Source organism: Caldicoprobacter guelmensis (assembly GCF_016908415.1).
GTDB lineage: Bacteria > Bacillota > Clostridia > Caldicoprobacterales > Caldicoprobacteraceae > Caldicoprobacter > Caldicoprobacter guelmensis.
Window position 1 is genome coordinate 242,842 of sequence record NZ_JAFBDW010000003.1, and the last position, 23,455, is coordinate 266,296.

Below are 23,455 nucleotides of genomic sequence, written 5' to 3' on the forward strand. Positions count from 1 at the left end.
AAAGCACTCCGACTGAAACATCTTATCTCTTTCTAGTGCACGAACCCCTAATGATAAGCTGGGTCTTTAGCTCCACCATTCTAGGCATACCTTCGCCTTCCATTTGCTCCATCAGCAGCTCAACGGCCACGTCGCCGATTTCCTTTAAAGGTTGCTTCACCACCGTCAACGGCGGCTCCACCACCTCCGAAAGCTTGCTGTCGTCAAACCCAATGATGGATAGTTCCTCGGGGATGGCAATGCCCATGTCTTTAGCACCCTTCAAAGCCCCTATGGCCATAAGGTTGTTCACCGCTATTACGGCGGTGGGAGGGTCAGCAACCCGCAATAACTTTTTCACGCATTCATAGCCACCGTCCATTTCAAGGTTTCCGGCTGCGATTAGGTTAGCGTCTATCTCTATTCCCGCCATCCTCAGCGCATCCATGTAGCCCCTACGCCTGCTCTTCCTGGTTCCGGCCTCCAGCCCATCTATGAAGCCTATGCGCCTATGCCCTAAACCCAAAAGATAGCGGGTGGCTTCCAAAGCCCCTTCATAGGTATTGATGTATACCTGACTCACATTGCTAAAATGGCTACCAAAGGCAACAACTGCTATCCCGTTGTTCTTGAGCTCTTCCAAATTTTTCGCATTTACCAGGTTATCCTCTGGCTTTACACGCGTGGGACTGAATATTACTCCATCCACCCTGCGGGCTATGAGGTCATCCACGTATTGTGTCTCCCTTTCAATCATACGCTGGGTATTGCATAAATAGGTACTATACCCCTTCTCCCCCAATTTCTGTTCTATGACCTCTGCAATCTCGGTATAAAAGTTGTTGGTAATGCTGGGTATAAGCAGAGCCACCGTAAAGGTACGGCGGTGCGCAAGGCTCTTGGCAATCTTGTTGGGCCTGTAACCTAACTCTTTAGCAGCATCAATTATCCTCCTGCGCGTCTCTTCCCTTACCGGGTGGTCCACTCCATTTAAAACGCGAGATACAGTTGCCACAGACACACCTGCTTTTTTAGCTATATCGTAGATGGTAGCCAATGTACATTGACCCTCCTTTAACTCCAAAATCTGCTATTCCGCCTCTGATAATCGGTTACTTTTTGAAATTAGCTTTTACATCCCACCGTTATGGCCTTCAAAAGCACCTTTTTGTAATCCTGTTCCAATTGCCGGACCATATCCATCTTCCCCGCAAAAAACGGAGGCTCACCCAGCCTTTTTAAAATTGACTGTTCAACCAAGGGTGGTTCAACGATTATTTTTATGTCCACGCTTTTCATCTTTCCGGTCCAATAATTGGCAAGAGAACCTACATTAGACTGTGAACCGTTTTCCTTTTCATCCTCCCGAACCGAAACTTCTGACTTCTTCTCAGCTATAGTTTCGGCGGATTTTGCCCTACGGTTGCGGATGGCTTCCATTATCTGTTCTTTATCCATACCCCTTAACCGAAACAACAAAAAAGGATCCCTATCAAACTCCTGGGCAAGGATATAATAAACCGCCGCTATGTGCTTACATGGGTTAGCCCAGTCGGGACAGGTACACTCAGCCGATAAATCCATGGCATATTTGGGGAACAGTGGAACCTCCAGCGCAGAAAAAGCTTCTTCGATATTGTCAGGCATCTCGCCTGCCAAAAGTTTTGCTGAAAATATGGCTTTACTTGCCAGAGCATCCAATACCTGCTCCCATTCATTTTGCGACAGGGTTTTCATAAAAATCTCAACTTTGTATGGGGTTTTTCTACTGCCCTGTACACGGGCTTTTACCTTCCCGGGCAATATCTCCACATCGAGCACATTTCCGTTTCTTGCATAGGCCTTACCGCGCGCCAATCGATTGTCCCAGCCAAAAGACTCCAAAGCCTCTAGCCATTGCTTAGCCCACCAATTAGAGCCAAAACCTTTTTTCCCCCTTAAAGCCATCTCTTGCCCCTCCTATTCATTCCGTACGGCCTCATTCTCAAGAGCAAACAAATTCCTCAGCTCATCATCGGTAAGTTCAGTAAGCCATGCCTCACCGGTACCCACCACTTTGTCGGCCAGGTCCCTCTTCTTTTCGATGAGCATATCAATTTTTTCCTCCAGCGTACCCATACAGATGTATTTGTGCACCTGTACGTTTTTCTGCTGCCCAATTCTAAAAGCGCGATCGGTGGCCTGGTTCTCCACAGCCGGGTTCCACCACCTGTCAAAGTGAAAAACATGGTTGGCCTGGGTAAGATTTAGTCCCACCCCTCCTGCTCTCAAGGATAGCACGAATATATCAGGTCCTTCCTCGGTTTGAAACCGCTCCACCATGCGATCACGTTCATCCTTTCCAACACCTCCGTGGAGAAACAACACCTCCCTGCGGAATATCCTTTGTAAATGTATCTGGAGCATCTTGCCCATCTGAGCATATTGGGTGAATATAATGGCTTTGTCTCCTTCGCTTAATACCTCATCAAGCATCTCAACTAAGCGCATAAGCTTACCGGACCTGTTGTCAAGCAAGCTGCCATCACCTAAAAACAGAGCGGGGTGATCGCAAATCTGCTTAAGCTTAGTAAGCAACGACAAAATCAATCCCCTGCGTTCAATACCTGTCGAAGCAGCTATGCGCTCCATGGTTTCCTCCACTACCGCTTGATACAGAGTGGCCTGCTCTTTGGTCAGAGTACAGTAAACCTTGTTTTCTTGTTTAAGCGGCAAGTCCTGAATGATAGTAGGATCGGTTTTCACACGCCTCAGTATAAACGGTTTAATAAGCTGCTTAAGTTGCCAAGCGCGCTTTTCATCCCCGTACCTTTCAATGGGAATGACAAATCGCCTTCGAAAGCTTTCACGGCTGCCTAAATAGCCGGGATTTAAAAACTCCATAATGGACCAAAGCTCCATCAGACGATTTTCTATGGGTGTTCCCGTAAGAGCGATCCTGTATTCGCTCTTCAGTTTACGTATACTCTGAGCCTGCTTAGTGGAAGAGTTTTTTATATTTTGTGCCTCGTCCAGTACGATACCCTTCCAATTGACCATGGACAAGACGTCCAAATCCCTATACACCAGATTATAAGTGCTTATGACCAGGTCATGGCAATATGCTTTTTCCACAAACTCCTCCCCTGTAGCCCTATCAGTTCCGTGATGAATAAAAACCTTTAAACTGGGAGCAAAGCGCTCTACTTCACGCATCCAATTGCCCACCACCGAAGTCGGGCATATGAGCAGCGTAGGCCCTTTTACCCCTAGACATTCCCTCTCATAAAGCAGCAAAGCAATCACCTGAATCGTCTTGCCCAGCCCCATATCGTCAGCTAAGCAGGCACCAATACCTCGTTTTCTCAAAAAAACAAGCCAGGAAAAGCCTCGAACTTGGTATGGCCTCAATTCCCCACAAAAACCCGCAGGAGTATCGAGAATGGTATATGATTCACTACCCGCCAATCCCTGCAGAAATGTATGCAGCCATCCTTCAGAATCTATGCCGGTGATGTCTGGCCCATCTTCCTCAATATCCATCACTATTCCAAGAGCTTCTTTAAGCGATGCTTCTTTTATGCCTTTCTGCTTTTCCAGCCACTTCATCACGGCTTCCATATCCCTGGGATTTAGTTCCACCCACTGCCCACGAACGCGAACAAGGGGTTTTTTAAGCGCGGCCAGCTGTTTAAACTCTTCATAGTCAATGGTTTCTTCGCCTATGGACAACTTCCAATCGAACTCCACAATGGAATCCAGCCCAAAATTTCCAATCGAATCACCGTCCGAATATCCCTGTGCAGGGCGAAGCTTCAACCTAACGCTAGGTGTTCTTTTCTTTCTCTCTCGCCACCAGGAAGGGACAAGCACTCCAAACCCGCTATCCTGAAGAAGCACCGAAATCTCTTTTAAGAAAAAATACGCTTCATCAGTTGTAAGGAACATCCCCTCGGGTCGGGCTTCCATAAGCCCTCTCGCTAAAGTAGGGTATATCTTGAGTATTTTCCCCAGGTCTTCAAGCAGTCTCTCCTGAGGATGCTCAAATTGCCTGTTGAGCAAAGTGACAACCTTCCCTTTCATCTGCCATACATCCCGTGCCGATACCAGCAAACTTGGGTCATCGGTGGCTTGAAGATGGAATGACAAATACCAATTATCACTTCCATTCTGTGGCTCCTCAAGGCGCAAACAAGTACGAAAGCTGCCCCTGTTTTCCCTCAATACCGCCGTCCACTCCTTAAGCCCTTTTACCAACCCTTCAACTTGCTTTTTAGGGGCTACTATGCGCTTTTCCTTGCCCCTCAGAGCATACAACCACTTTCGCTCAACAGGAGCGTTTTGATCAGGCGGATTGACATCGCCCAGCCAGGTACGGATGACCTCATCGATTGCTACACGCAGATAGTCCATGATAACATCGCATGGCATCGCCAAATCCGCATGCTGCTTTGGCTGCTTAACTACGCCACAACACACCGGCGGCATAACACTTATGAGCCGTTTTAAAATTTTTCGGTCCTCCGGGTCCTCAAAAACCGGTTGCCATACAGCAACCACTCCTCCCTCATCCCCCGGAGCCAAGGAGGGAATAAACTTTTGGCGGCACAGCAAGCGTAACACAAATCGTCCACACAGCACCCAAAAATCCCAATCATCCCCAAAAACTAAAAGCTCGCCCCCGTTATCTTTCTCGTCACAGTACTGCACCTCATCGTTAGAGGCCACTATGCCTTCGATAAAAGCGGTTATAGGAACAGATAGGCCGGTTACTTCCCAACCGGCCAGCTTATACTCCTCATCTTCCGCTTCTTGAATAAATAGCCCAGGCGAGGCTTGCGGCATGCGTTTCCCCGTAGGCAATAAAATCCATATCTTAGATTCTTCCCCTACTTTACCCCAATTTATATAAGGATATAAAAGAGAGAGTATTGAAATAATCTTGCTTACCGGAGCTTGAAAAGGGTGAGGCATATTTCCTGGATTTTTAGGCGGTCTTCCTCTTTTCCTCTGAACACGGGAACAGGGTTCCTGCTCACCCCATATAACAAAATCCTTACCTGTCCAAGCTACATGTAACACAACCATGCTTAAATTTCTATTTCCCCCTCCAGTATATGCGTCATGAGCTTTACTCCATTCTCAAGGTCATTTGCATCCACCATCTCGCTGTCGCTGTGAACATGGCGACAAGGTATGGAAAGAACCCCTGAAGGTATGCCTCCCCTGGTAAGATGGATGGCACCAGCATCAGTGCCACCAGCTTCCAGTATTTCCATCTGATAAGGTATGTCGGCTTCCCGTGCCCTGTTCACCATCAAACTCTTAACCTTGGGATGTGCCAGCACCAAGACATCCTTCACTTTTATAGCAGGTCCACCACCTAGCTTCACAGCCATTGGCCTTGATTTGGGCGTATCCCCCGTCAGAGTGACATCCACCGCAATACCGATATCGGGGTTCAAGGCATAAGCAGCAGTCTTTGCACCCCTCACTCCCAACTCCTCCTGCACGGTAAACACGAAGTATATCTCGTGAGGCGAAGCTTTAAGCCTTTTTGCGGTCTCTATGAGCAGCGCACAGCCTGCCCTATTGTCCATGGCCTTTCCTATATACCTGCCGCAATTCTCTGAAAAGGCCGAGTGATAGACTGCCACATCTCCTATCGACACCATGCTTTCCGCTTGCTCACGGCTGAAAGCCCCGATATCGATGTACATTTTCTCAAACTTGATATCCTTTATATCCTCAATCTCCTCTTCATAGCTTACCACACCGGTGACCCCGTTTTTAAAAATTACCCTGCGGCGTATGCTGTCCCTTATTGAGACTCCTCCAACCCTTGTGAACCTCAAAAACCCATTATCGTCGATGTGCGTCACCATAAATCCTATCTGGTCCATATGAGCAGCCAACATGACCTTTTTGCCACTGCCCCTTCTCACCGCTATTAAGTTACCCAGAGTATCTACCCTCACCTCATCCACAAAGCCTTCAATCTCATGGCGTATAACATCTCTAATAATCTCCTCATTGCCTGATGGACCGTACGCTTCTGTCAGCTTTTTTAAAAGCTCCTTCATCACACCTCACATCCTTTCAAAAAGGCTGAAATCAGATTTATGGTATTGCCGTAATCCGTCAAATCCATAACAGAAGATGGGCTGTGTATATAGCGACAGGGTATAGAGACCGTGGCCGTCTTTACCCCTTCCCTTGCCAAATGAATCCTTCCAGCATCGTTACCTCCGGCTGTGCCCTTCTTGAACTGGAAGGGAATCCCTCCTTTATGAGCGGCATTTACAAGCATCTCCACCAATTCCTTATTTGCATAAGAGGCACCATCCATTATGGTAATGGCAGGACCTTTTCCCATCAAAGTGGTATGAAGATGCTCATCCACGCCCGGCACGTCAGAACAAGTGGTAGCTTCAACCACTATGGCTATATCCGGGTTTATACTGTATCCCAAAACCTCGGCTCCCCTTAAGCCCACCTCTTCCTGGACGCTAAAGCAGGCATACAGGTCAAAATCATACCTCTCCTTTTGCTTCATAACCTCGATGAGCACCGCACAGCCCGCCCTATCGTCCAACGCCTTGGCCTTCACCTTGTTATCACCAAACTCTACATAGCGGCTATCAAATACCGCGTAATCTCCCGGCTTTACCGTCTGAGAGGCGTCCTCCTTGGAGGTAGCACCTATGTCTATGTACATCTGCTTGACTTTAACGGCATGCTGGCGCTCTTCTGGCTCCTGAAGGTGAATAGCTTTGATGCCCAGCACTCCGGGATAGCCCTTTTCACCTATTAATACCTTTTTAGATACCAGCACACGCGGGTCTATGCCGCCCACCGTTTTAAACTTCAACATCCCATCCTCGCCTATACCGGTTATTATAAACCCCACTTCATCCATATGAGCGCATAGCATCACCTTTCTGCCGCCCTTTGTGCCTTTTTTGTAGGCTATGAGATTGCCAATCTTGTCGGTGTATATGTCATCCACAAAAGAGGAGATCTCCTGCTTTATAATCTGGCGAACCCGGCCCTCGTCTCCCGAAACGCCCCCGACCTCAGTTAACATCTTCAGTAACTCAGCCATTCTTTCCAATCCTCCTTCAGCGAAGCGATAAAGTACGCTATCAACCTCGCCGCCCGCTTGATATTAGCCAAATTCAACGTCTCCACAGTGGTGTGCATGTACCTCAAGGGTATTTGTATGAGGATGGTTGGGACTCCTCGTCGGGATATTTGAATAGCCCGAGCATCGGTACCGGTAGGACGCGGTTCTACCTCTACCATGTAATCCATACCGTATTCCTTGGCCACATCCATCAGCTTTTGCGTCAACCGGGGATGCATGTTTGGCCCCACCGCAATGACCGGTCCTTTGTTCATGGGAAAAGTCTCATCTTTGGGAGCATCCGGCATATCGCCGTGGGTAACATCCACTGCAATCCCTATATCAGGTTCAAGCCTGTATGCGCTTATGGTAGCACCACGTACCCCTACCTCTTCTTGAACGGTGGCCACAAAAAACACATCGGCAGTAAAGCGCAGAACATCAAGCTCCTTCATGGTTTGGAGGAGTACCGCCACACCAGCCCTGTCATCCAAGGACTTTCCCGTAACCATCTGGCCCTTTAGCTCAATCAAAGGGCTTATAAAGGTAATTGCATCACCTACGCTGACCAGTTCCTTCACTTTCTCATAAGGTAACCCCACATCTATGGCCATATCCTTTATTTTGATCGCCTTTTTTGCATCTTCTGCTTGCTGTATATGGGGCGGTTTGGCTCCAATGACACCAAAAAGCTTCCGCCTTCCATGGACCTCTACTTCTTGAGCCAGCAATATACGCGGGTCTACCCCGCCCACTGTTGTAAACTTTATAAAACCTTTCTCGTCAATATCGACCACCATAAGCCCTATCTCGTCCATATGAGCAGCAATCATGACCTTGGGCATATCCTCTTTTATAACATCGGTTTTACGACCGTATACGTTATAAAAGCGATCTAACCTGACCTCCTGACAATACGGTTCAAATGCCTGGGATATGACCTGTGCAATTGTTTCCTCATTGCCCGATATACCCGGCACTGCCACCAACTTTTCCAGAAAATCCTTAATTTCCATATGATACCTCCTTAAATGTCACTGGTATCTCTCTTTTTTAATTTCAACAAACTTGTTAAGCCATTGTCACTTCATTTAGGAAATCACGTGCCAAACTCCTCATTAAAATTGGGCGGTGATAACACAAATACGCACCCGTTTTCACCAGCTACCTCCACAGCCTTTTGCACGGCTTTATAACAATCCACCTCATGACCTATCACAGTATTACCCATTTGCTGAGCTATGTTAAAGGCCCTATCCATAGAGCTATGGGAAGTATAATCGGTAACCAATATACAATGATTGCTACGGCTGTTGACTACTTGTCCGATTTCTTTATATTTAGATGCCTCGATATACCCTCCGATAGGAAGTAGAGTTACAATTTTACCCTTCTTTTCTGCCTTCAATTTCAAATACAAATTATCGAGCCCTTCCACATCTACGATATCCTTTACATATATATCTACATTTTTATAGTCGTAATCCCCTACCTCAACAGGCACGCCGCTCTCAAAGTTCTCAAGCCCCCGTCTCACAAGCTCCATGTCCATGCCTTTCTTTAAGCACCAGGCAATGGTTGCCAAGGCATTGTACACGTTGTGTATTCCAGGGACGTTAAGCACTATATCCCAACTACCTTCAGGGGACCTTACTGTAAACCTGCTGCCCTGCTGAGTTAAATGTACCCATTGAGCGTAGACATAAGCTTTATGGCAGATGCCATACCCCACCAGTGGACGCCCTTTAAGCTGATTAGCATAATAATCGTCCACATTTAAGATTATAGGAGAGTTTACGCTCTTCAAATGATCTATCAAAGTCTTTCTTATTTCTAAATAATGGCTATCAGTCCGGTGATTCTGGAAGTATGTGTAAAGGTCAGTGTAGATTATGCTGTCAAACCATATATGCCTCAACAAGTCCTTAACTATAGCGGTATAAGAGCATTCTACCACTCCAATGCGTATGCCCTTTTCAATTGCTTCGTATAACAAGGGATTCAGTGTAAGAGGAAATATGGCATTTTTAAAAAGCCTGCAGGGTTCTCCTCCCATTTGGCAATAGGTGTTGCCGATGATAACGCCATCCTGTTTTGATGCATCCAACACCGATTTGATCATCCAGCCGATGGTGCTTTTACCGTGGGAGCCAGTTATACCCACAAGTTCTATGACTTGAGAAGGATTATGATAAAAATTTCTTGCAACCGCTGAAATGAAGCGGTTAATATGGTAAGTTTTGATAAAAGTCACGTTTAAAGGCATTATCTCCTGATCCTGACCGATACATATGGCTACAGCCCCTCTTTCGACAGCACGTTTCACTGCCTCTTCATAGGGAAGAGGAATCATCTCAGGGGCATAGATGAATAGATAGTCTCTTTTCACTTCTTCAGGGTCAATAGCAATTCCTGTTATATCAATCTTCCGAAAGCCTACAAGTTCATAAACGGGCGTACTAGCCAGAAGCTCCTTTAAAAGCATATAACTCCACCTTTTCAATATTTTTGTTAATCCATTATAACATAGTTTTTTTTTTAAGACTACTATTTTGTACAGTCCATCAAGTATGAGGAGAAAATAGGAAAAGGGGCTTGACCTCAATCAAGCCCCTTTCACAGCTTTAACAATTGCTCTACTTCATGAAGTGATGGCATAGCGGGTATACCGCCTCTTTTTGTTATGCACAAAGCGGCGGTGGCATTGGCAAATCTGACAATTCTTTCTAGCTGGTGGCAATCCATCTTTTCTATAGGACAATCCATCCTCGAAATATTGTAAAGTACCCCTCCTAGAAAAGCATCTCCAGCTCCCGTAGTATCCACCACCTTCACCTGATAAGCAGGAACATGCCCCCGTCCGCTTGAGTGCATATAATAACAGCCTTGATCTCCCAGCGTCACCAAAACAAGCTTGGCACCCATGTCAAATACCATTTGAGCGGCTCGATCGATATCCGCCTCTCCCGTTAAAAGCTTCAGCTCCTCCTCCGACAACTTTACTATATCGGCATATTTCAAACCCAGCATCATCTTTTGCCTTGCGGTATCGACGTCCTTCCACAGTGACGGCCTCCAGTTTGGATCATAGGAGATGACCTTCCCGCTGTGCTTTGCATATTCTACAGCCTTTAGTGTGGCTCCTTCGGCAGGCTGATGCGTCATGGACAGTGACCCAAAATGAAATATTTTTCCTTTATCTATTATGCTGGCCTCAATTTCATGCTCCTCCAGCATAGTATCGGCCCCTGGATTGCGCAAAAACGTAAAACTCCTTTCTCCTTTTTCATCGAGGTGTACAAAAGCAAGTGTGGTATTTGCCTGTTCTGTACATTTCAAACCTCGAGTATCTACATTGTTGTTCTCGAGCGTCTGCTTTAGAAAATGGCCAAAATGGTCATCCCCCACCTTGCCGATAAAGGCACACCTGCCACCCAGCTTCGCAACCGCAATCAGTACATTGGCCGGAGCGCCTCCAGGATTCATCTCAAAAAGCGGATTTCCATTATCAGAAATACCTGCGGGAGTAAAATCGATCAGCAGCTCCCCTAAAGCAACCACATCATAGTCGTACATTATATTCCCTCCAATTTTTATAAAAAAATCAACAAACGGTATCGAATCAGATTTTTTTGAAGTGACAAAATTTATGCCATCCAAGAAATATTTTATCATATTTATCACAATTTTGGTAACTTATTTACCTTTTTTATAAAAAATGAACTACCACCCACTTATGGAGGTGGTAGCTCCCTGTTTCATTGACCAGACTTGCTGTAAAAGAAAAAACTTCTTTTCCTCCAAAATCACGCATAGAGTCTATACATAACTGCGCCTGAGCTTTCCACATTTTAGAGTATTTACCTCTGGTCTTTTTGGCGCAAAAGAAAGGAAAGCGACCTGGAAAATTTAACATAATAAATACGTGAAAAATACTACTATCTGGAATCAGCAAAAAATTTACTCCTCACAGCTACATCTTTAATAAACCTGTTAACTTTTAATGGAATTTTTGATATTATAAACAATGTAAGGAAGCTTCAGGAATACACTTGGAGCTAAAGATAAAAAGTCACGTTGCACAAAATGTAATATGGTATTCCAGTATTATATACAGTTACTAATGGATAAAAGCCTTGATTTTCTGAAGCAAGGCTTTATTTTTAGAAAAAAGGAGTTATTTTATTAGACTAGAATATTGACAAATATATAATTACGCAAAACTTAAACAAAAATTAGCACTTAATCGTTTACACTTTTATTAATTTATTCTAGATATCGATTGATTACAATTATTTATTAAGTTTGAGAGAGTGACGAATAAGTATAATTAGTAACACTATTGCTTAGAAGTTGTCCAGTTGCTTTAGTAGATTCTACTATTGATGAGGAAACAGCATATGAATGTAGTCTTTAGGAAAAATAATACAAGAGTCGGACTAATGTTAAAACAGTTAAACAAGCATGGTTCGAAACTGCATCTTATTGGCAACCTAAAGCAGCACGTAATAATAATTACGACGGAACAATCATAGCAAGAATAATCGGAGCTACCGCTAGTGGAAATGATTATATTTGGGGATACGGAAGTCAGAGTAGTGATCCAGCCCCGTATCCAAATGACAATTACTCATACTGGAGCCTGACTGTGTATACCCCCTAGTTGTGCAATTGTTTAAAAATAAATCTTATTCTTATCCAGGGAGGCAAAACAATGAGATTTAATAAGTTGATATTTCTCAGTCTACCTTTGGCTGACTACTCCTTCGCATTTTATTAATTTTGAATGGGAAGGAAAAAAGGTGAGCATAGGAGTAAATAGAGGTGAAGGCAGTATATACGTTGTCGGTGAAAATACTTATTACCTTTCTCCTTCCTTGATAAAAACAATAGAGATTATTGAAACAAGAGGAATTGGAAAGTTCGCTGACTAATAAAGGGGCACGTTGTTGCCCCCGCTTTTTTATGTGCGTCCCGCATGGGATAAGGCTTGCTTAAAGGGACGTTGTATCTAACGTCGGTGAAATAACAAGGCAGCGTGCATCATCCACGCTGCCAATTCCGCTAAAGAAAACAACTGCATTCCTTCTCCCCAAAATTATATATCTATTTTAAAGCCCAGGCTATGGTTCCTCCTCCCACCACTATATCACCCTGATAGAACACGGCGGCCTGGCCGGGGGTTACAGCCCTCTGTGGCTCATCAAACACCACCTTGAGTTTGCCGTGCCCCTGCGGATACAGCGTAGCTGGCGCCTCCTTTGCCGTGTATCTAATCTTGACGTTGGCCTTGATTGGCTCGTCAATGCTGGGCATCGAGATCAGGTTTACATCTTCGACGATCATACCCTTGGAGAAAACCTCATGGTGCCGTCCCAGGACCACCGTATTGGTTTCCGGGTCTATCGCCACCACATACATGGGCTCGCCCAGGGCTATGCCCAAACCTCGCCTCTGACCAATGGTATAATAGACTATGCCTTTATGTTTGCCCAATATATTCCCCTGGGTGTCCACAAAATATCCCGGCGCAATGGGCTTTGAAGCCCTCTCCCTCACAAACCGGGCATAATCGTTGTCCTTTACAAAGCATATCTCCTGGCTGTCAGGCTTATTGGCCGTCCTCAAGCCCAGGTCCCGCGCTATCTGCCTTACCTGCTCCTTGGTATAATTCCCAATGGGCATCAATGTATGCTCAAGCTGGTACTGAGTCATTGTATATAAGGCATACGTCTGGTCCTTTACCTGTGTGACCGATTTCTTAAGCAGGTAACGGCCTCGCTCCTCGTCGTACTCTATACGTGCGTAATGCCCAGTGGCAACGTAATAGGCATCAAGGGCCATGGCCCGCCTGAGCAGCTCTTCAAACTTGATGCGCCGGTTGCACATAATACAGGGATTTGGCGTGCGGCCCTTCAAGTATTCATCCACAAAATAGCATATGACCTCCCGGTCAAACACCTGCTGGAAGTTCATCACATAAAAGGGGATGCCCAGCTGATTGGCCACCCGTCTCGCGTCCTCAACCGCAGAAAGCGAGCAGCATCCGCCTTCCCTTTCAACCATCTCCGGGTCATCGCTGGGCCATATCTGCATGGTCACCCCTATAACCTCATAGCCCTGCTGTTTTAGGAGATAAGCGGCTACAGAGCTGTCCACTCCGCCGCTCATCCCCACCACTACGCGGTTCTTATTCATGAATTCACCTGCTTCTCCTGCTGTCTTCTTCTATAATCCTCAATAGCCGCCTTTATGGCCTGCTCGGCCAGCACCGAACAGTGCATCTTTATGGGCGGCAGACCATCAAGCGCCTCCGCCACGGCTTTATTTGTAAGCTCCAGTGCCTCCTCGATGGTCTTACCCTTTATGAGCTCGGTAGCCATGCTGCTGCTGGCAATGGCAGCACCGCAGCCGAAGGTCTTAAACTTCACATCCACTATTCTATTATCCCTTATCTTCAAATATATCTTCATGATATCGCCACACTTGGCATTGCCTACCTCACCCACACCATCTGCGTCTTCTATCTCTCCCACATTCCTGGGATTCATGAAATGGTCCATAACCTTTTCACTATACATATTGCTTACCCCCTTTATGCTGTGCAAATAATGGAGACATCTCCCTCAGCCTCTGTACAATACCCGGCAGCACTTCCAGCACATAGTCTATATCTTCATCGGTATTGTCATCTCCTAACGTCAGCCTGAGTGACCCATGGGCAATCTCGTGCGGCAATCCTATGGCCAATAGCACATGGGAAGGGTCAAGTGAGCCCGACGTACAAGCTGAACCGCTGGATGCCGCAATACCCTTCATATCAAGGCTAAGCAGCAGAGATTCCCCTTCTATGAATTCAAAGCTGAAGTTTGCATTGCCCGGTAAACGCTTGGTGGGATGGCCATTCAAGCGTACGTTTTCTACGGTATTGAGCACGCCGGATATCAGCCGATCACGCATGGCTGTCAGCCTTTTGCTGCTCTCTTCCAAATTGGAAACAGCCAGCTCTATGGCCTTGCCCAATCCCACAATGCCGGGCAGATTCTCGGTGCCTGCCCTTCTGTTGCGCTCCTGAGCCCCACCGTGAATAAACGAATGGAGCTTCACACCTTTCCGGACATAAAGCGCCCCCACACCCTTGGGGCCGTAAAACTTATGAGCCGATAAGGACAAAAGGTCTATGTTCATCTCCTTCACATCAACCGGTATCTGCCCTATTGCCTGCACCGCATCGGTATGGAAATACACCCCATATTCTCTGGCTATCTGGCCGATCTCCTTGATGGGCTCAATGGTACCTATCTCATTATTGGCAAACATAACGCTTATGAGTATGGTCTTATCAGTAATGGCCTCCTTCACCTGTTCGGGATAGACCAGCCCATAGCTGTCAACCGGCAGATAGGTTACTTCAAAGCCCATCTTCTCCAGGTATTGGCAGGTGTGAAGCACTGCATGGTGCTCAATTGAGGTGGTAATTATGTGGTTCCCCTTATCCTTGTTGGCCCACGCCACGCCCTTGATGGCCCAGTTGTCAGCCTCTGTACCCCCGCTGGTAAAGTATATCTCTTCAGGCAAAGCGTTGAGGGCAGCAGCCGTTCTTTCCCTCGCAAGGTCCACAGCCTTTCTTGCCTCCCTACCAAAGCTGTGAACGCTTGAGGGATTGCCGTATACCTCCTTAAAATAAGGCAGCATCTCATCAAGCACTTCCTGCTTGGTATAGGTTGTGGCAGCATGGTCCATGTATATTCTTCTCTGCATATATAAGCACTTCCTTTCAGTAATATGTTAATTAAAACCAAAACTTTCAAAATAACCCACATTCTTTAGTCCATTGTCTCTCTACAGTAGCCTCATGCAATAGTAACGCTGTCTATTCCAATATTCATTTTTCAACCTTCCCTTTCCGCCTTGCGCTGATGGAGTCTCTTATAATCGTCTATCATATCCTGAAGGGTTATGGAATCCACCACCTGATTTATGCTGTCCCTGATCCTTTCCCAGACTAAACGCGTAACACAGTATTCAGCTTTTTCGCAATCAGTTTCCTCGTTCTCTATGACACAATCAACAGGGGCCATCGAACCCTCCAGACTCCTTATGATCTCCCCTACAGTTATATTGTCAGGCGAAGTACTCAGCACGTACCCTCCCTGTGCACCGCGAACGCTCTTTACCAGGCCAGCCTTACGTAAGACTGCCATCAGTTGCTCCAGGTAAGCCTCCGAAAGTCCCTGGCGCTCAGCAATGCTCTTCAGTGAAACAGGTTCATCCGAATAGTTGAGCGCCAAGTCAAACATAGCCTTTACCCCGTATCGCCCCCTTGTTGAAAGTTTCACCCTCTACCACCTCTCTAAAACCGAGTAATTTACTCGGTTTTCTTTTGGTTACAGAATAGCATACCTTAGTAATTTTGTCAAGATTAATGCCAAAAAATTTTATCTAAGTTTTTCCAATATCTTCTTTATATTAGCCTCCCATCCGGAATCCTTAGGGAAATAATACCTGACGCCTTCCAGTTCGGGCGGCAGGTACTGCTGCACGGCGCGGGCATTGGGGTAATCATGAGAATATTTGTATCCCTTACCATGCCCCAGTTCCTTCGCTCCCGGATAGCTAGCATCCCTCAGGTGAATCGGGACTCTCCCAACGTTCTTGGTACGAACATCCTCCAATGCTTTTTCTATACCCATATAAGCCGAGTTTGACTTGGGCGAGCAGGCTACGTACAAAGCCGCCATTGCCAGTATAATTCTGCCTTCTGGCCAACCCACGCGTTCTACTGCCTGAGCTGCCGCTACTGCCACCTGTAGAGCAGTCGGGTTTGCCAGTCCTACATCCTCGGCCGCTGCGATTATGATGCGCCGCGCAATAAACTCGGGCTTTTCACCTGACTCCACCAGCCTGGCGAGCCAGTGCAGCACGGCATCGGGCTCCATGTAGTTCCGCATGCTCTTTATAAAAGCGCTCACAACATCATAATGATTGTCCCCATCTTTATCATACTTTATAGCCTTCTGTTGTATGCATTCCTGCGCGACCTCCAGGTCAATGTATATCTTTCCATCTTCACGGGGCGGAGTGGTTAAAGCAGCAAGCTCAAGGGCGTTCATAGCTACGCGGGCATCACCATCGCTCAACCGCACTATGTGGTCGATGGCTTCTTCGGTGATAACGATAGGATACTCGCCCAGACCTCTTTCCTTATCCTTCAGGCACCTGTCGATGATGGTTCGTATTTCCTGCGGGGATAGTGGCTCAAATTTGAATATGGTGGAGCGAGACAGCAGCGCCTTGTTGACTTCAAAGTAAGGATTTTCAGTAGTGGCACCTATGAGTATAATGGTACCGTCCTCCACAAATGGAAGCAGTACATCCTGCTGCGCCTTATTCAAACGATGGATCTCATCAAAAAATAGTATAACCCGTCCTTTGGGATTTAATAGATAATTTCTAGCTTCCTCCGCTATTTCGCGGATCTCCTTTACTCCTGCAGTTACGGCATTTAATTTTTTAAAGGGATACTTGGTTTCCTTGGAAATTATGTATGCTAGAGTAGTTTTACCAGTGCCAGGAGGACCGTAGAATATGGCCGAAGTAAGCCGATCGCTCTTTATAGCCCTATAAAGCAGCTTGCCCTTGCCTATGATATGCTGTTGCCCAACAAACTCCTCTAAAGACTCAGGCCTCATCCTGGCTGCTAAAGGCATATTCTTGTCCATTTCACTCAATCCCTTTTTTATTTTTTTCGCCAGATTTACACGTGGAGACGACAAATTCTCAAAAGGCTTTGGTAAGTTAACTCAGCCATCCGAAAAAGGTCAAACCGGCGCAGGCTCGCTAGTGGAGCCCGCGATGTAAAACCAGGAAAACTGGACAACCGGCCGTTTACATCATCCCCGGCAGACCAGTTTACCAGCCATTGCGCACAATGCTCAACTATCCAAATATATACAGAACAAAAAAGATGATCTTTTAAAAGACCATCTTTTTTGCCCAGATAAACCAAAAATTTATTTCAAAATCCCCTGGCTGTACAGTGGATAACGCCTGCACAGGTCATCCACTATCCCCAGCACCTCTTCCCTGTTTTTCTCAACATCTGACAGAGTTAGGGAAATAGCCCGCGCAATCTGGCGCATATCCTCTTCTTTCATGCCCCTGGTGGTCACAGCCGGCGTACCTAAACGGATACCACTGGTCACAAACGGGCTTTGCGGGTCATTGGGAATGGTGTTCTTGTTGACCGTTATCCTCACGCTATCCAGCGCTTTCTCCGCATCCTTCCCCGTTATGCCGCGGTTGCGCAAATCGACCAGCATCAAGTGGTTATCGGTACCACCAGAAACCAAATTGAATCCTTCCTCCATGAGGCCACTGGCCAGAGCCTGGGCATTCTTCAGGATCTGCTTCTGATATTCCTTAAACTCAGGCTTTAAGGCTTCCCCAAAACACACCGCCTTGGCCGCTATCACATGCATAAGCGGCCCTCCCTGCGTCCCCGGGAAAATGGCCTTATCTATCATCTTGGCATATTTTTCTTTGCAAAGTATCATACCACCCCTGGGGCCTCTCAGCGTCTTGTGAGTAGTGGTGGTAACAAAGTCAGCATAAGGTATAGGACTGGGGTGCAGCCCTGCTGCCACCAGGCCTGCGATATGTGCCATATCAACCATCAAATAAGCCCCAACTTCATCTGCAATCTCGCGGAACTTCTCAAAATCTATGACCCTCGGATATGCGCTGGCACCCGCAACAATCAGCTTTGGCTTAAACTCCCTGGCCAAACGCCTGACTTCATCGTAATCTATGTAACCGGTATTGGGGTCAACGCCGTAAGGAATGATCTTAAAATATTTGCCCGAAATATTAACGGGACTGCCATGGGTTAGGTGCCCACCATGGGCGAGATTCATGCCCATAATGGTGTCTCCCGGCTCTAGCATCGCAAAATATACCGCCATGTTGGCTTGAGCACCCGAGTGCGGCTGTACGTTGGCGTGTTCAGCGCCAAACAGCTTCTTTGCCCTTTCAATTGCTATGTTTTCTACTACATCGACGAACTCACAACCGCCGTAATAACGACGACCCGGATACCCTTCAGCATACTTGTTGGTAAGATGGGTACCCATGGCTGCCATCACAGGCAGGCTAACGAAGTTCTCAGAAGCGATGAGCTCTATGTGGTCCTGTTGCCTTTTGAGCTCTGCTTCTATAGCCTCTGCTACCTCCGGGTCAGCGTTGTATATCTCCCTCAAATCCACCATAGGCAAGACTCCTTCCTTTAAAATTTAAAAGCCGCTCAAATTTTATATACCATTATAATGGCTACCTTTAAAATTGACAAGTTTTTTCACAAAAAAGGTCGGAGTTTTTCTCCGACCTTTTTACAGAACAGACTGTATTACCCTCTCAAGCTCGGCTTTTGGCCTTACGCCTACCAACTGCCCAATAGCCTCCCCGTTTTTGAAGAAATACAGCGTAGGTATGCTCATGATCCCGTACCTCTGGGCCAGCTGGGCCTCCTCATCCACATTCACCTTGCCCACCTTTAGCCTGCCAGCGTATTCATCAGCCAGCTGGTCAATGATGGGTGCAATCATCCTGCACGGACCACACCATGCAGCCCAGAAATCTACTAAAACAGGTACATCCGATTGTAACACCTCTTTATCAAAATTAGCAGCTGTCAACGTAATGACGTTTTGACTTGCCATATGCAACTCTCCTTTCTTCGTCCATTTAATTGTTTTAAACTTACAGGTCCGCATCATTTATATTGTTACTTAAAATCGAAACCATACGCGGGACAAAGTGATTGCTCCTTCTAAAGAGGGGATCCAATGCGCGTATAGCCCCAAAGGCCGCCGCGGTAAAAACAATGCCCAGTATCGCTCCTGCCAGCTGCCGGTCAATCCCTATGCGCTCCCCCAGCATATAACCCATTACGACTCCCACAATCAATGCAATCAGGGGAATCACATAGGTTATGGCTGATGCTTTGAGCAGCTGACCTGATTCCAGGCTCAGCTCCACTAGGTCACCCGGCTTAGCCTTCAAAGTGTTTGGAAGAGTGAGAAACATATCATCCGGCCCAGCGCCAAGGCCACAGGCCCCACAGCGGCTGCACGCCGAGTTCCTCTTCAATCTCACTACCGCCATATCGCCTTTTGTTCGAACCACTTCTCCCACTTCTGTCATAAACCATCATCCCTGTATTAAAAATACCGCAGCAACATTATCGATGCTAAAATCCAAACAAACGATGTCATCTTGTATGCCGTGGCCAACCGATGAGGTCCTTTACCACTTCGCTTGCTAAAATAAACCCCACCACCGGTGGAACAAAGGATATGCTTCCTGGTGGATGCTTACGTCTGCGCGGAGGAGCAGCAACAACTTCTACCTCATCCTCCTTATTTAAATCGCCAAAGCCATCAACAAAAGTATACTTCGGCTTTATTGGCGGCTCGGTGGAATACACCACCTTCAAGCTATCTATGCCTCGCTTTTTGAGCTCGCGCCGCATGACTTTAGCGATGGGGTCCACCGAAGTCTGATATATATCCCCCACCCTAAAAGCGGTGGGATCCATCTTGTTCCCGGCCCCCATGCTGGAAATTATGGGTATACCCTTTTGCTTACATCTCACCACCAGGTCAACTTTTGAGCCTATGGTATCGATGGCATCAATCACGTAATCACAGCCTATATCAAGGAGCTCGTCCGCCGTATCGGGCCCGTAGAATGCCGCGCGGCATATTACCCTTAAATCCGGGTTTATCTTGAGGAGCCTTTCCTTCATCGCGTCAACCTTGGGACGCCCAATGGTTGTGACGTCAGCATGAATCTGGCGATTGATGTTGGTGGGGCACACCCTGTCATAGTCGACCAGGATCAGCGTGCCCACTCCACACCTTGCCAGAGCTTCAACAGCAAAGCTGCCCACCCCTCCAATGCCAAACACAGCCACGGTACTACTGTTGAGCTTTTTTAGTGCCTGCTCACCGATCAGCCACTGGGTCCTTATAAAAGCGTGGAGCATATCATCACCCGCGTTACCATTATATTTAACCATTTATCGCGATATTAAACCACAATTTTTAAATTCACGCATCCACACGAATGTGCACTTCTTTCAACTGCTTGGGCTCCACTTCCGATGGAGCGTCGGTCAGAGGGTCAGATGCGTTTTGCATCTTGGGGAAGGCTATGACGTCCCGTATGGTATCCCTTCCGGCCAGCATCATCACCAAGCGGTCCAGGCCATAAGCAATTCCCCCATGTGGTGGCGCACCGTATCTGAAGGCCTCGAGCAAAAAACCAAACCTCTGCCAAGCTTTTTCCTTGGAAAAGCCCAGGACCTTTAACATCTTCTCCTGCATCTCTGTGGTGTGAATCCTTATGCTTCCACCACCGATTTCAACGCCATTCAAAACTATATCATAGGCCTTGGAGCGCACCCTGGCAGGATCAGTTTCCAGATACTCTATATCTTCATCCATGGGCGCAGTAAAAGGATGGTGTTTGGCCACAAAGCGCTTTTCTTCTTCGTCATACTCTAGCAACGGAAACTCAGTGACCCATACCAGGTTAAATTTAGATTTGTCCATAAGGTTCAAGCGACGTCCCAGCTCAAGACGCAGCTGTCCAAGCGTCTGGAAAACCACATCGTCCTTATCTGCCACAAAAAGCAGCAGGTCTCCCGTCTCGGCCTCCAGGCGCTTCAATATGCTGCTCATCTGCTGCTCAGTAAAGAACTTGGCAATGGGCGACTTTAATCCATCATGCTCAATGGCAATCCATGCCAGCCCTTTTGCGCCGTAGCTTTTAACAAAATCCACAAGTGAGTCTATCTCGCGCCTGGAAAACTTAACAGCACAACCCTTGGCGTTTATAGCCCTTACGCTACCACCGAAAGCCACAGCGCTTGAAAACACTTTAAACTCACATTCCTTCACCAGGTCTGTCACATCTTTGATTTCAAGGCCAAATCGAGTGTCGGGCTTGTCTGTCCCATACCTCTCCATGGCTTCCTTGTAAGTAAGGCGCGGCAACGGCAACGAAAGCTCAATCCCTAGAGATTTTTTGAATATGTCAGCCAGCATCTCCTCATTTAAGGCTATGACATCGTCCACATCCACAAACGACATCTCTATGTCTATCTGCGTAAACTCGGGCTGCCTGTCAGCCCTTAAGTCCTCATCCCTAAAACACCTGGCGATCTGGAAATACCTGTCAAACCCCGACAGCATGAGTAGCTGTTTGAATAGCTGTGGCGACTGTGGCAGTGCATAAAACTTCCCAGGATGCAACCTGCTGGGCACCAAATAGTCCCTCGCACCCTCGGGCGTACTCCTTGTGAGCATAGGCGTCTCTATCTCGTAAAAGCCCTTGGAATCAAGGAAATCACGTACCCACTTGGTTATCTTATGTCGCAAAATTATATTCTTCTGCATTTCAGCTCTTCTCAAATCGAGATATCTGTATTTAAGCCTCACCGTCTCGGAGACGTTTATGTCATCCTCAAGGCTAAACGGTGGAGTGTTCGAAACCGCAAGAATCTTAAGCTGCTTTGCCACCACCTCAATTTCACCCGTGGGAATTTTGGGATTGACTGTATCAGGTTCACGCTTTACCACCATGCCCTTAATCGCTAGGACATACTCCGAGCGTACCGCCTCGGCTTTTCTAAATACTTCTTGACCACACCTTTCTTCATCAAATACCACCTGTACTATTCCGGTACGATCCCTCAAGTCAATAAATATCAACCCACCCAAATCTCGCCGCCTGTGAGCCCATCCCATAAGGATTACCTCCTGGCCCACATGTTCTAGATTCAAAATACCGCACATGTGTGTCCTCTTCCAGTTTCCCATTAACTCGACCATACTCGCATTCCTCCTTTTCTTATTCTTACATTTTTGAACTATTTACCCTGTAAATTATCATCAATTCGACTGTCTCAACTGTGCCATCAAAATAAGCTGCCCATTACAGCCCATAGAACGTCGTTCACTCAAGTTTTCTCAGACGCTCAAAGTAAAATATAAGCTGATCCACTGGTATCATCTCTTCCTGGCCTGATGCCATATCCCTCACCTTGACGCATCCCTGCCTGAGCTCGTCCTCACCCATTATACACGCCCTGCGTACTCTCAGCTTGTCTGCATACTTGAACTGGGCTTTTATGCTCCTGCCCACGTGGTCCATATCAGCCGAAATACCCTTCAAGCGCAAATCCTTCACCAGCTTAAACGCCTTAAATCGTGCCTCGTCCCCTACGGTTATGAACATGACATCCAGATTTCGTGGTGGCGGTATTTCAATACCCTGGCTTTCCATGACCAAAAGCAGCCTCTCAAGGCCCATTCCAAAGCCAGCACCTGGTGTTTCAGGACCGCCGCATACACCCACTAAACCATCGTAACGGCCTCCACCGCATACAGTCCCCTGTGCCCCTATATCTTTTGAAATAAACTCAAACACCGTCTTGGTGTAGTAATCCAGCCCCCTCACAATCATGGGGTTTACCGTATACGATATACCGGCAGCGTCCAGATAGCGCTTTAAGCTATCAAAGTGCGTCCCACACTCATCGCACAAAAAGTCAAGTATAACAGGAACAGATGTTACTGCCTGCCTACACTTTTCCTCCTTGCAATCAAGCACCCTTAGCGGATTTCGAGCAAAGCGCTGCCTACAATTAGAGCACAGTTCATCCAGCTGCTCCGATAAGTACTCTTTAAGTGCCTGATGATACCTGGGCCGGCAAGCCGGGCAGCCAATGCTGTTTATGTTAAGCTCCAGGTTCTTTATATTGAGCCTCTCAAACAAAGCCGCCGCCAGGCTTATAACCTCGGCATCCACCGAGGCATCAGGAGCACCAAACACCTCCACGCCAAACTGGTGATGCTCCCTGAGTCGCCCCGCCTCAGGTTTCTCATAGCGGAATACCGGCGTTAGGTAATACATCTTGACCGGTTGGGGCTGAGCATAAAGCCTGCCTTCTATGTAGGCGCGCACCGCCCCTGCCGTTCCTTCAGGCTTTAAGGTAATGCTCCTTCCGCCTTTGTCAATAAAGGTGTACATCTCTTTTTGAACCACATCAGTTGTATCACCTACTCCTCTCTCAAACAGCTCTGTGTGTTCAAAAGTAGGGGTACGCACCTCTCTATAACCAAAAAGATGAGCAACTTCTCGTATCATTTTCTCTACATATTGCCATTTATATGATTCATCGGGCAATACGTCCTTTGTACCCTTAGGAGCCTGAGTCAACATCTCCCTGTCCCTCCTCTGCATTAACTTAAAAAACCTCTCATTCCCTTAATACAAATAAGGGACGAGAGGTTCACCTGCCCGCGG

The 23,455-nt window shown here is 46.9% G+C and carries 21 protein-coding genes, 1 pseudogene and 1 other annotated feature (1 of these 23 cut by a window edge); of the genes and pseudogenes, 2 read left to right on the forward strand and 20 right to left on the reverse strand.

Annotated features, from left to right (window positions below; all coding sequences use genetic code 11):
- Nucleotides 1–22: 22 nt before the first annotated feature.
- The 9 genes from JOD02_RS05540 to JOD02_RS05580 all read right to left on the reverse strand — a co-directional run bounded on the left by JOD02_RS05540 (nucleotide 23) and on the right by JOD02_RS05580 (nucleotide 11,039).
- Nucleotides 23–1,036, reverse strand: coding sequence for a LacI family DNA-binding transcriptional regulator (locus JOD02_RS05540; RefSeq protein WP_204487708.1), 1,014 nt, complete (start codon nucleotides 1,034–1,036; stop codon nucleotides 23–25).
- A gap of 68 nt (nucleotides 1,037–1,104) precedes the next feature.
- Nucleotides 1,105–1,926 carry an SWIM zinc finger family protein gene (locus JOD02_RS05545; protein ID WP_204487716.1) on the reverse strand — a complete coding sequence of 274 codons (822 nt, stop codon included), beginning with the start codon at nucleotides 1,924–1,926 and terminating at the stop codon, nucleotides 1,105–1,107.
- 12 nt (nucleotides 1,927–1,938) lie between these two features.
- On the reverse strand, nucleotides 1,939–5,046 hold the full coding sequence (locus JOD02_RS05550) for a DEAD/DEAH box helicase (RefSeq protein WP_204487722.1): 3,108 nt from the start codon (nucleotides 5,044–5,046) through the stop codon (nucleotides 1,939–1,941).
- Nucleotides 5,047–5,048: 2 nt separating this feature from the next.
- A complete protein-coding gene (locus JOD02_RS05555) occupies nucleotides 5,049–6,041 on the reverse strand; it encodes a M42 family metallopeptidase (RefSeq protein WP_204487724.1) in 993 nt (330 codons plus the stop codon).
- Nucleotides 6,041–7,063: a M42 family metallopeptidase gene (locus JOD02_RS05560; protein WP_204487726.1), complete on the reverse strand. Its 1,023-nt coding sequence runs from the start codon at nucleotides 7,061–7,063 to the stop codon at nucleotides 6,041–6,043. The genes JOD02_RS05555 and JOD02_RS05560 overlap by 1 nt, the downstream gene beginning before the upstream one ends.
- Nucleotides 7,048–8,100 (reverse strand): M42 family metallopeptidase, encoded by a 1,053-nt coding sequence (locus JOD02_RS05565; protein WP_204487727.1) that lies wholly within the window; start codon nucleotides 8,098–8,100, stop codon nucleotides 7,048–7,050. Before JOD02_RS05565 ends, JOD02_RS05560 begins: the two co-directional genes overlap by 16 nt.
- An 83-nt stretch (nucleotides 8,101–8,183) precedes the next feature.
- Entirely contained in the window at nucleotides 8,184–9,569 is a 1,386-nt protein-coding gene (locus tag JOD02_RS05570; protein ID WP_204487729.1) for a Mur ligase family protein, read from the reverse strand.
- Nucleotides 9,570–9,700: 131 nt separating this feature from the next.
- Nucleotides 9,701–10,660: a carbohydrate kinase family protein gene (locus JOD02_RS05575; RefSeq protein WP_204487731.1), complete on the reverse strand. Its 960-nt coding sequence runs from the start codon at nucleotides 10,658–10,660 to the stop codon at nucleotides 9,701–9,703.
- A 133-nt stretch (nucleotides 10,661–10,793) separates the two neighbouring features.
- The gene (locus tag JOD02_RS05580; RefSeq protein ID WP_204487733.1) at nucleotides 10,794–11,039 is read right to left on the reverse strand and encodes a hypothetical protein; all 246 of its coding nucleotides are present in this window, start codon (nucleotides 11,037–11,039) and stop codon (nucleotides 10,794–10,796) included.
- 498 nt (nucleotides 11,040–11,537) lie between these two features.
- On the opposite strand from JOD02_RS05580, the pseudogene JOD02_RS11900 reads away from it, so the two are divergent.
- Both JOD02_RS11900 and JOD02_RS11620 read left to right on the forward strand, forming a co-directional pair.
- Nucleotides 11,538–11,747, forward strand: a pseudogene (locus JOD02_RS11900) (hypothetical protein); the annotation flags it as partial.
- A gap of 139 nt (nucleotides 11,748–11,886) precedes the next feature.
- On the forward strand, nucleotides 11,887–12,018 hold the full coding sequence (locus tag JOD02_RS11620) for a hypothetical protein (protein ID WP_279380658.1): 132 nt from the start codon (nucleotides 11,887–11,889) through the stop codon (nucleotides 12,016–12,018).
- A gap of 172 nt (nucleotides 12,019–12,190) precedes the next feature.
- Here JOD02_RS11620 and mnmA read toward each other — a convergent pair whose 3' ends face one another.
- The 11 genes from mnmA to hisS all read right to left on the reverse strand — a co-directional run bounded on the left by mnmA (nucleotide 12,191) and on the right by hisS (nucleotide 23,371).
- Nucleotides 12,191–13,282 (reverse strand): tRNA 2-thiouridine(34) synthase MnmA, encoded by a 1,092-nt coding sequence (gene mnmA, locus JOD02_RS05585; RefSeq protein WP_204487734.1) that lies wholly within the window; start codon nucleotides 13,280–13,282, stop codon nucleotides 12,191–12,193.
- Nucleotides 13,279–13,665, reverse strand: coding sequence for a Fe-S cluster assembly scaffold protein NifU (gene nifU / locus JOD02_RS05590; protein ID WP_204487736.1), 387 nt, complete (start codon nucleotides 13,663–13,665; stop codon nucleotides 13,279–13,281). The genes mnmA and nifU overlap by 4 nt, the downstream gene beginning before the upstream one ends.
- Nucleotides 13,658–14,845 (reverse strand): cysteine desulfurase NifS, encoded by a 1,188-nt coding sequence (gene nifS / locus JOD02_RS05595; RefSeq protein ID WP_204487738.1) that lies wholly within the window; start codon nucleotides 14,843–14,845, stop codon nucleotides 13,658–13,660. Before nifS ends, nifU begins: the two co-directional genes overlap by 8 nt.
- Before the next feature lie 131 nt (nucleotides 14,846–14,976).
- Nucleotides 14,977–15,423 (reverse strand): Rrf2 family transcriptional regulator, encoded by a 447-nt coding sequence (locus JOD02_RS05600; protein WP_204487740.1) that lies wholly within the window; start codon nucleotides 15,421–15,423, stop codon nucleotides 14,977–14,979.
- A 99-nt stretch (nucleotides 15,424–15,522) separates the two neighbouring features.
- Nucleotides 15,523–16,806 (reverse strand): replication-associated recombination protein A, encoded by a 1,284-nt coding sequence (locus JOD02_RS05605; RefSeq protein WP_204487742.1) that lies wholly within the window; start codon nucleotides 16,804–16,806, stop codon nucleotides 15,523–15,525.
- Nucleotides 16,807–17,097: 291 nt separating this feature from the next.
- Nucleotides 17,098–18,351, reverse strand: coding sequence for a serine hydroxymethyltransferase (locus tag JOD02_RS05610; RefSeq protein WP_204487743.1), 1,254 nt, complete (start codon nucleotides 18,349–18,351; stop codon nucleotides 17,098–17,100).
- 120 nt (nucleotides 18,352–18,471) lie between these two features.
- A complete protein-coding gene (gene trxA / locus JOD02_RS05615; RefSeq protein ID WP_204487745.1) occupies nucleotides 18,472–18,801 on the reverse strand; it encodes a thioredoxin in 330 nt (109 codons plus the stop codon).
- Nucleotides 18,802–18,841: 40 nt separating this feature from the next.
- The gene (locus JOD02_RS05620; protein WP_204487747.1) at nucleotides 18,842–19,285 is read right to left on the reverse strand and encodes a SoxR reducing system RseC family protein; all 444 of its coding nucleotides are present in this window, start codon (nucleotides 19,283–19,285) and stop codon (nucleotides 18,842–18,844) included.
- Between the two features lie 67 nt (nucleotides 19,286–19,352).
- Entirely contained in the window at nucleotides 19,353–20,129 is a 777-nt protein-coding gene (locus tag JOD02_RS05625; protein WP_204487749.1) for a tRNA threonylcarbamoyladenosine dehydratase, read from the reverse strand.
- 64 nt (nucleotides 20,130–20,193) lie between these two features.
- A complete protein-coding gene (gene aspS / locus JOD02_RS05630; protein ID WP_204487751.1) occupies nucleotides 20,194–21,978 on the reverse strand; it encodes an aspartate--tRNA ligase in 1,785 nt (594 codons plus the stop codon).
- Between the two features lie 124 nt (nucleotides 21,979–22,102).
- Complete coding sequence (gene hisS / locus JOD02_RS05635; protein WP_204487752.1) at nucleotides 22,103–23,371, reverse strand: histidine--tRNA ligase; 1,269 nt, start codon at nucleotides 23,369–23,371, stop codon at nucleotides 22,103–22,105.
- A 54-nt stretch (nucleotides 23,372–23,425) separates the two neighbouring features.
- Nucleotides 23,426–23,455 (reverse strand) — a binding site (T-box leader) (it continues 205 nt past the right edge of the window).

What these genes read in the sequence shown, in the direction of transcription:
- JOD02_RS05545 (WP_204487716.1), bottom strand. Translation starts at nt 1,926, where the DNA reads ATGGCTTTAAGGGGGAAAAAAGGTTTTGGCTCTAATTGGTGGGCTAAG.
- JOD02_RS05550 (WP_204487722.1), bottom strand. Translation starts at nt 5,046, where the DNA reads ATGGTTGTGTTACATGTAGCTTGGACAGGTAAGGATTTTGTTATATGG.
- JOD02_RS05555 (WP_204487724.1), bottom strand. Translation starts at nt 6,041, where the DNA reads ATGAAGGAGCTTTTAAAAAAGCTGACAGAAGCGTACGGTCCATCAGGC.
- JOD02_RS05560 (WP_204487726.1), bottom strand. Translation starts at nt 7,063, where the DNA reads ATGGCTGAGTTACTGAAGATGTTAACTGAGGTCGGGGGCGTTTCGGGA.
- JOD02_RS05565 (WP_204487727.1), bottom strand. Translation starts at nt 8,100, where the DNA reads ATGGAAATTAAGGATTTTCTGGAAAAGTTGGTGGCAGTGCCGGGTATA.
- JOD02_RS05570 (WP_204487729.1), bottom strand. Translation starts at nt 9,569, where the DNA reads ATGCTTTTAAAGGAGCTTCTGGCTAGTACGCCCGTTTATGAACTTGTA.
- JOD02_RS05575 (WP_204487731.1), bottom strand. Translation starts at nt 10,660, where the DNA reads ATGTACGACTATGATGTGGTTGCTTTAGGGGAGCTGCTGATCGATTTT.
- mnmA (WP_204487734.1), bottom strand. Translation starts at nt 13,282, where the DNA reads ATGAATAAGAACCGCGTAGTGGTGGGGATGAGCGGCGGAGTGGACAGC.
- nifU (WP_204487736.1), bottom strand. Translation starts at nt 13,665, where the DNA reads ATGTATAGTGAAAAGGTTATGGACCATTTCATGAATCCCAGGAATGTG.
- nifS (WP_204487738.1), bottom strand. Translation starts at nt 14,845, where the DNA reads ATGCAGAGAAGAATATACATGGACCATGCTGCCACAACCTATACCAAG.
- JOD02_RS05605 (WP_204487742.1), bottom strand. Translation starts at nt 16,806, where the DNA reads ATGGACAAGAATATGCCTTTAGCAGCCAGGATGAGGCCTGAGTCTTTA.
- JOD02_RS05610 (WP_204487743.1), bottom strand. Translation starts at nt 18,351, where the DNA reads ATGGTGGATTTGAGGGAGATATACAACGCTGACCCGGAGGTAGCAGAG.
- trxA (WP_204487745.1), bottom strand. Translation starts at nt 18,801, where the DNA reads ATGGCAAGTCAAAACGTCATTACGTTGACAGCTGCTAATTTTGATAAA.
- JOD02_RS05620 (WP_204487747.1), bottom strand. Translation starts at nt 19,285, where the DNA reads ATGACAGAAGTGGGAGAAGTGGTTCGAACAAAAGGCGATATGGCGGTA.
- JOD02_RS05625 (WP_204487749.1), bottom strand. Translation starts at nt 20,129, where the DNA reads ATGCTCCACGCTTTTATAAGGACCCAGTGGCTGATCGGTGAGCAGGCA.
- aspS (WP_204487751.1), bottom strand. Translation starts at nt 21,978, where the DNA reads ATGGTCGAGTTAATGGGAAACTGGAAGAGGACACACATGTGCGGTATT.
- hisS (WP_204487752.1), bottom strand. Translation starts at nt 23,371, where the DNA reads ATGTTGACTCAGGCTCCTAAGGGTACAAAGGACGTATTGCCCGATGAA.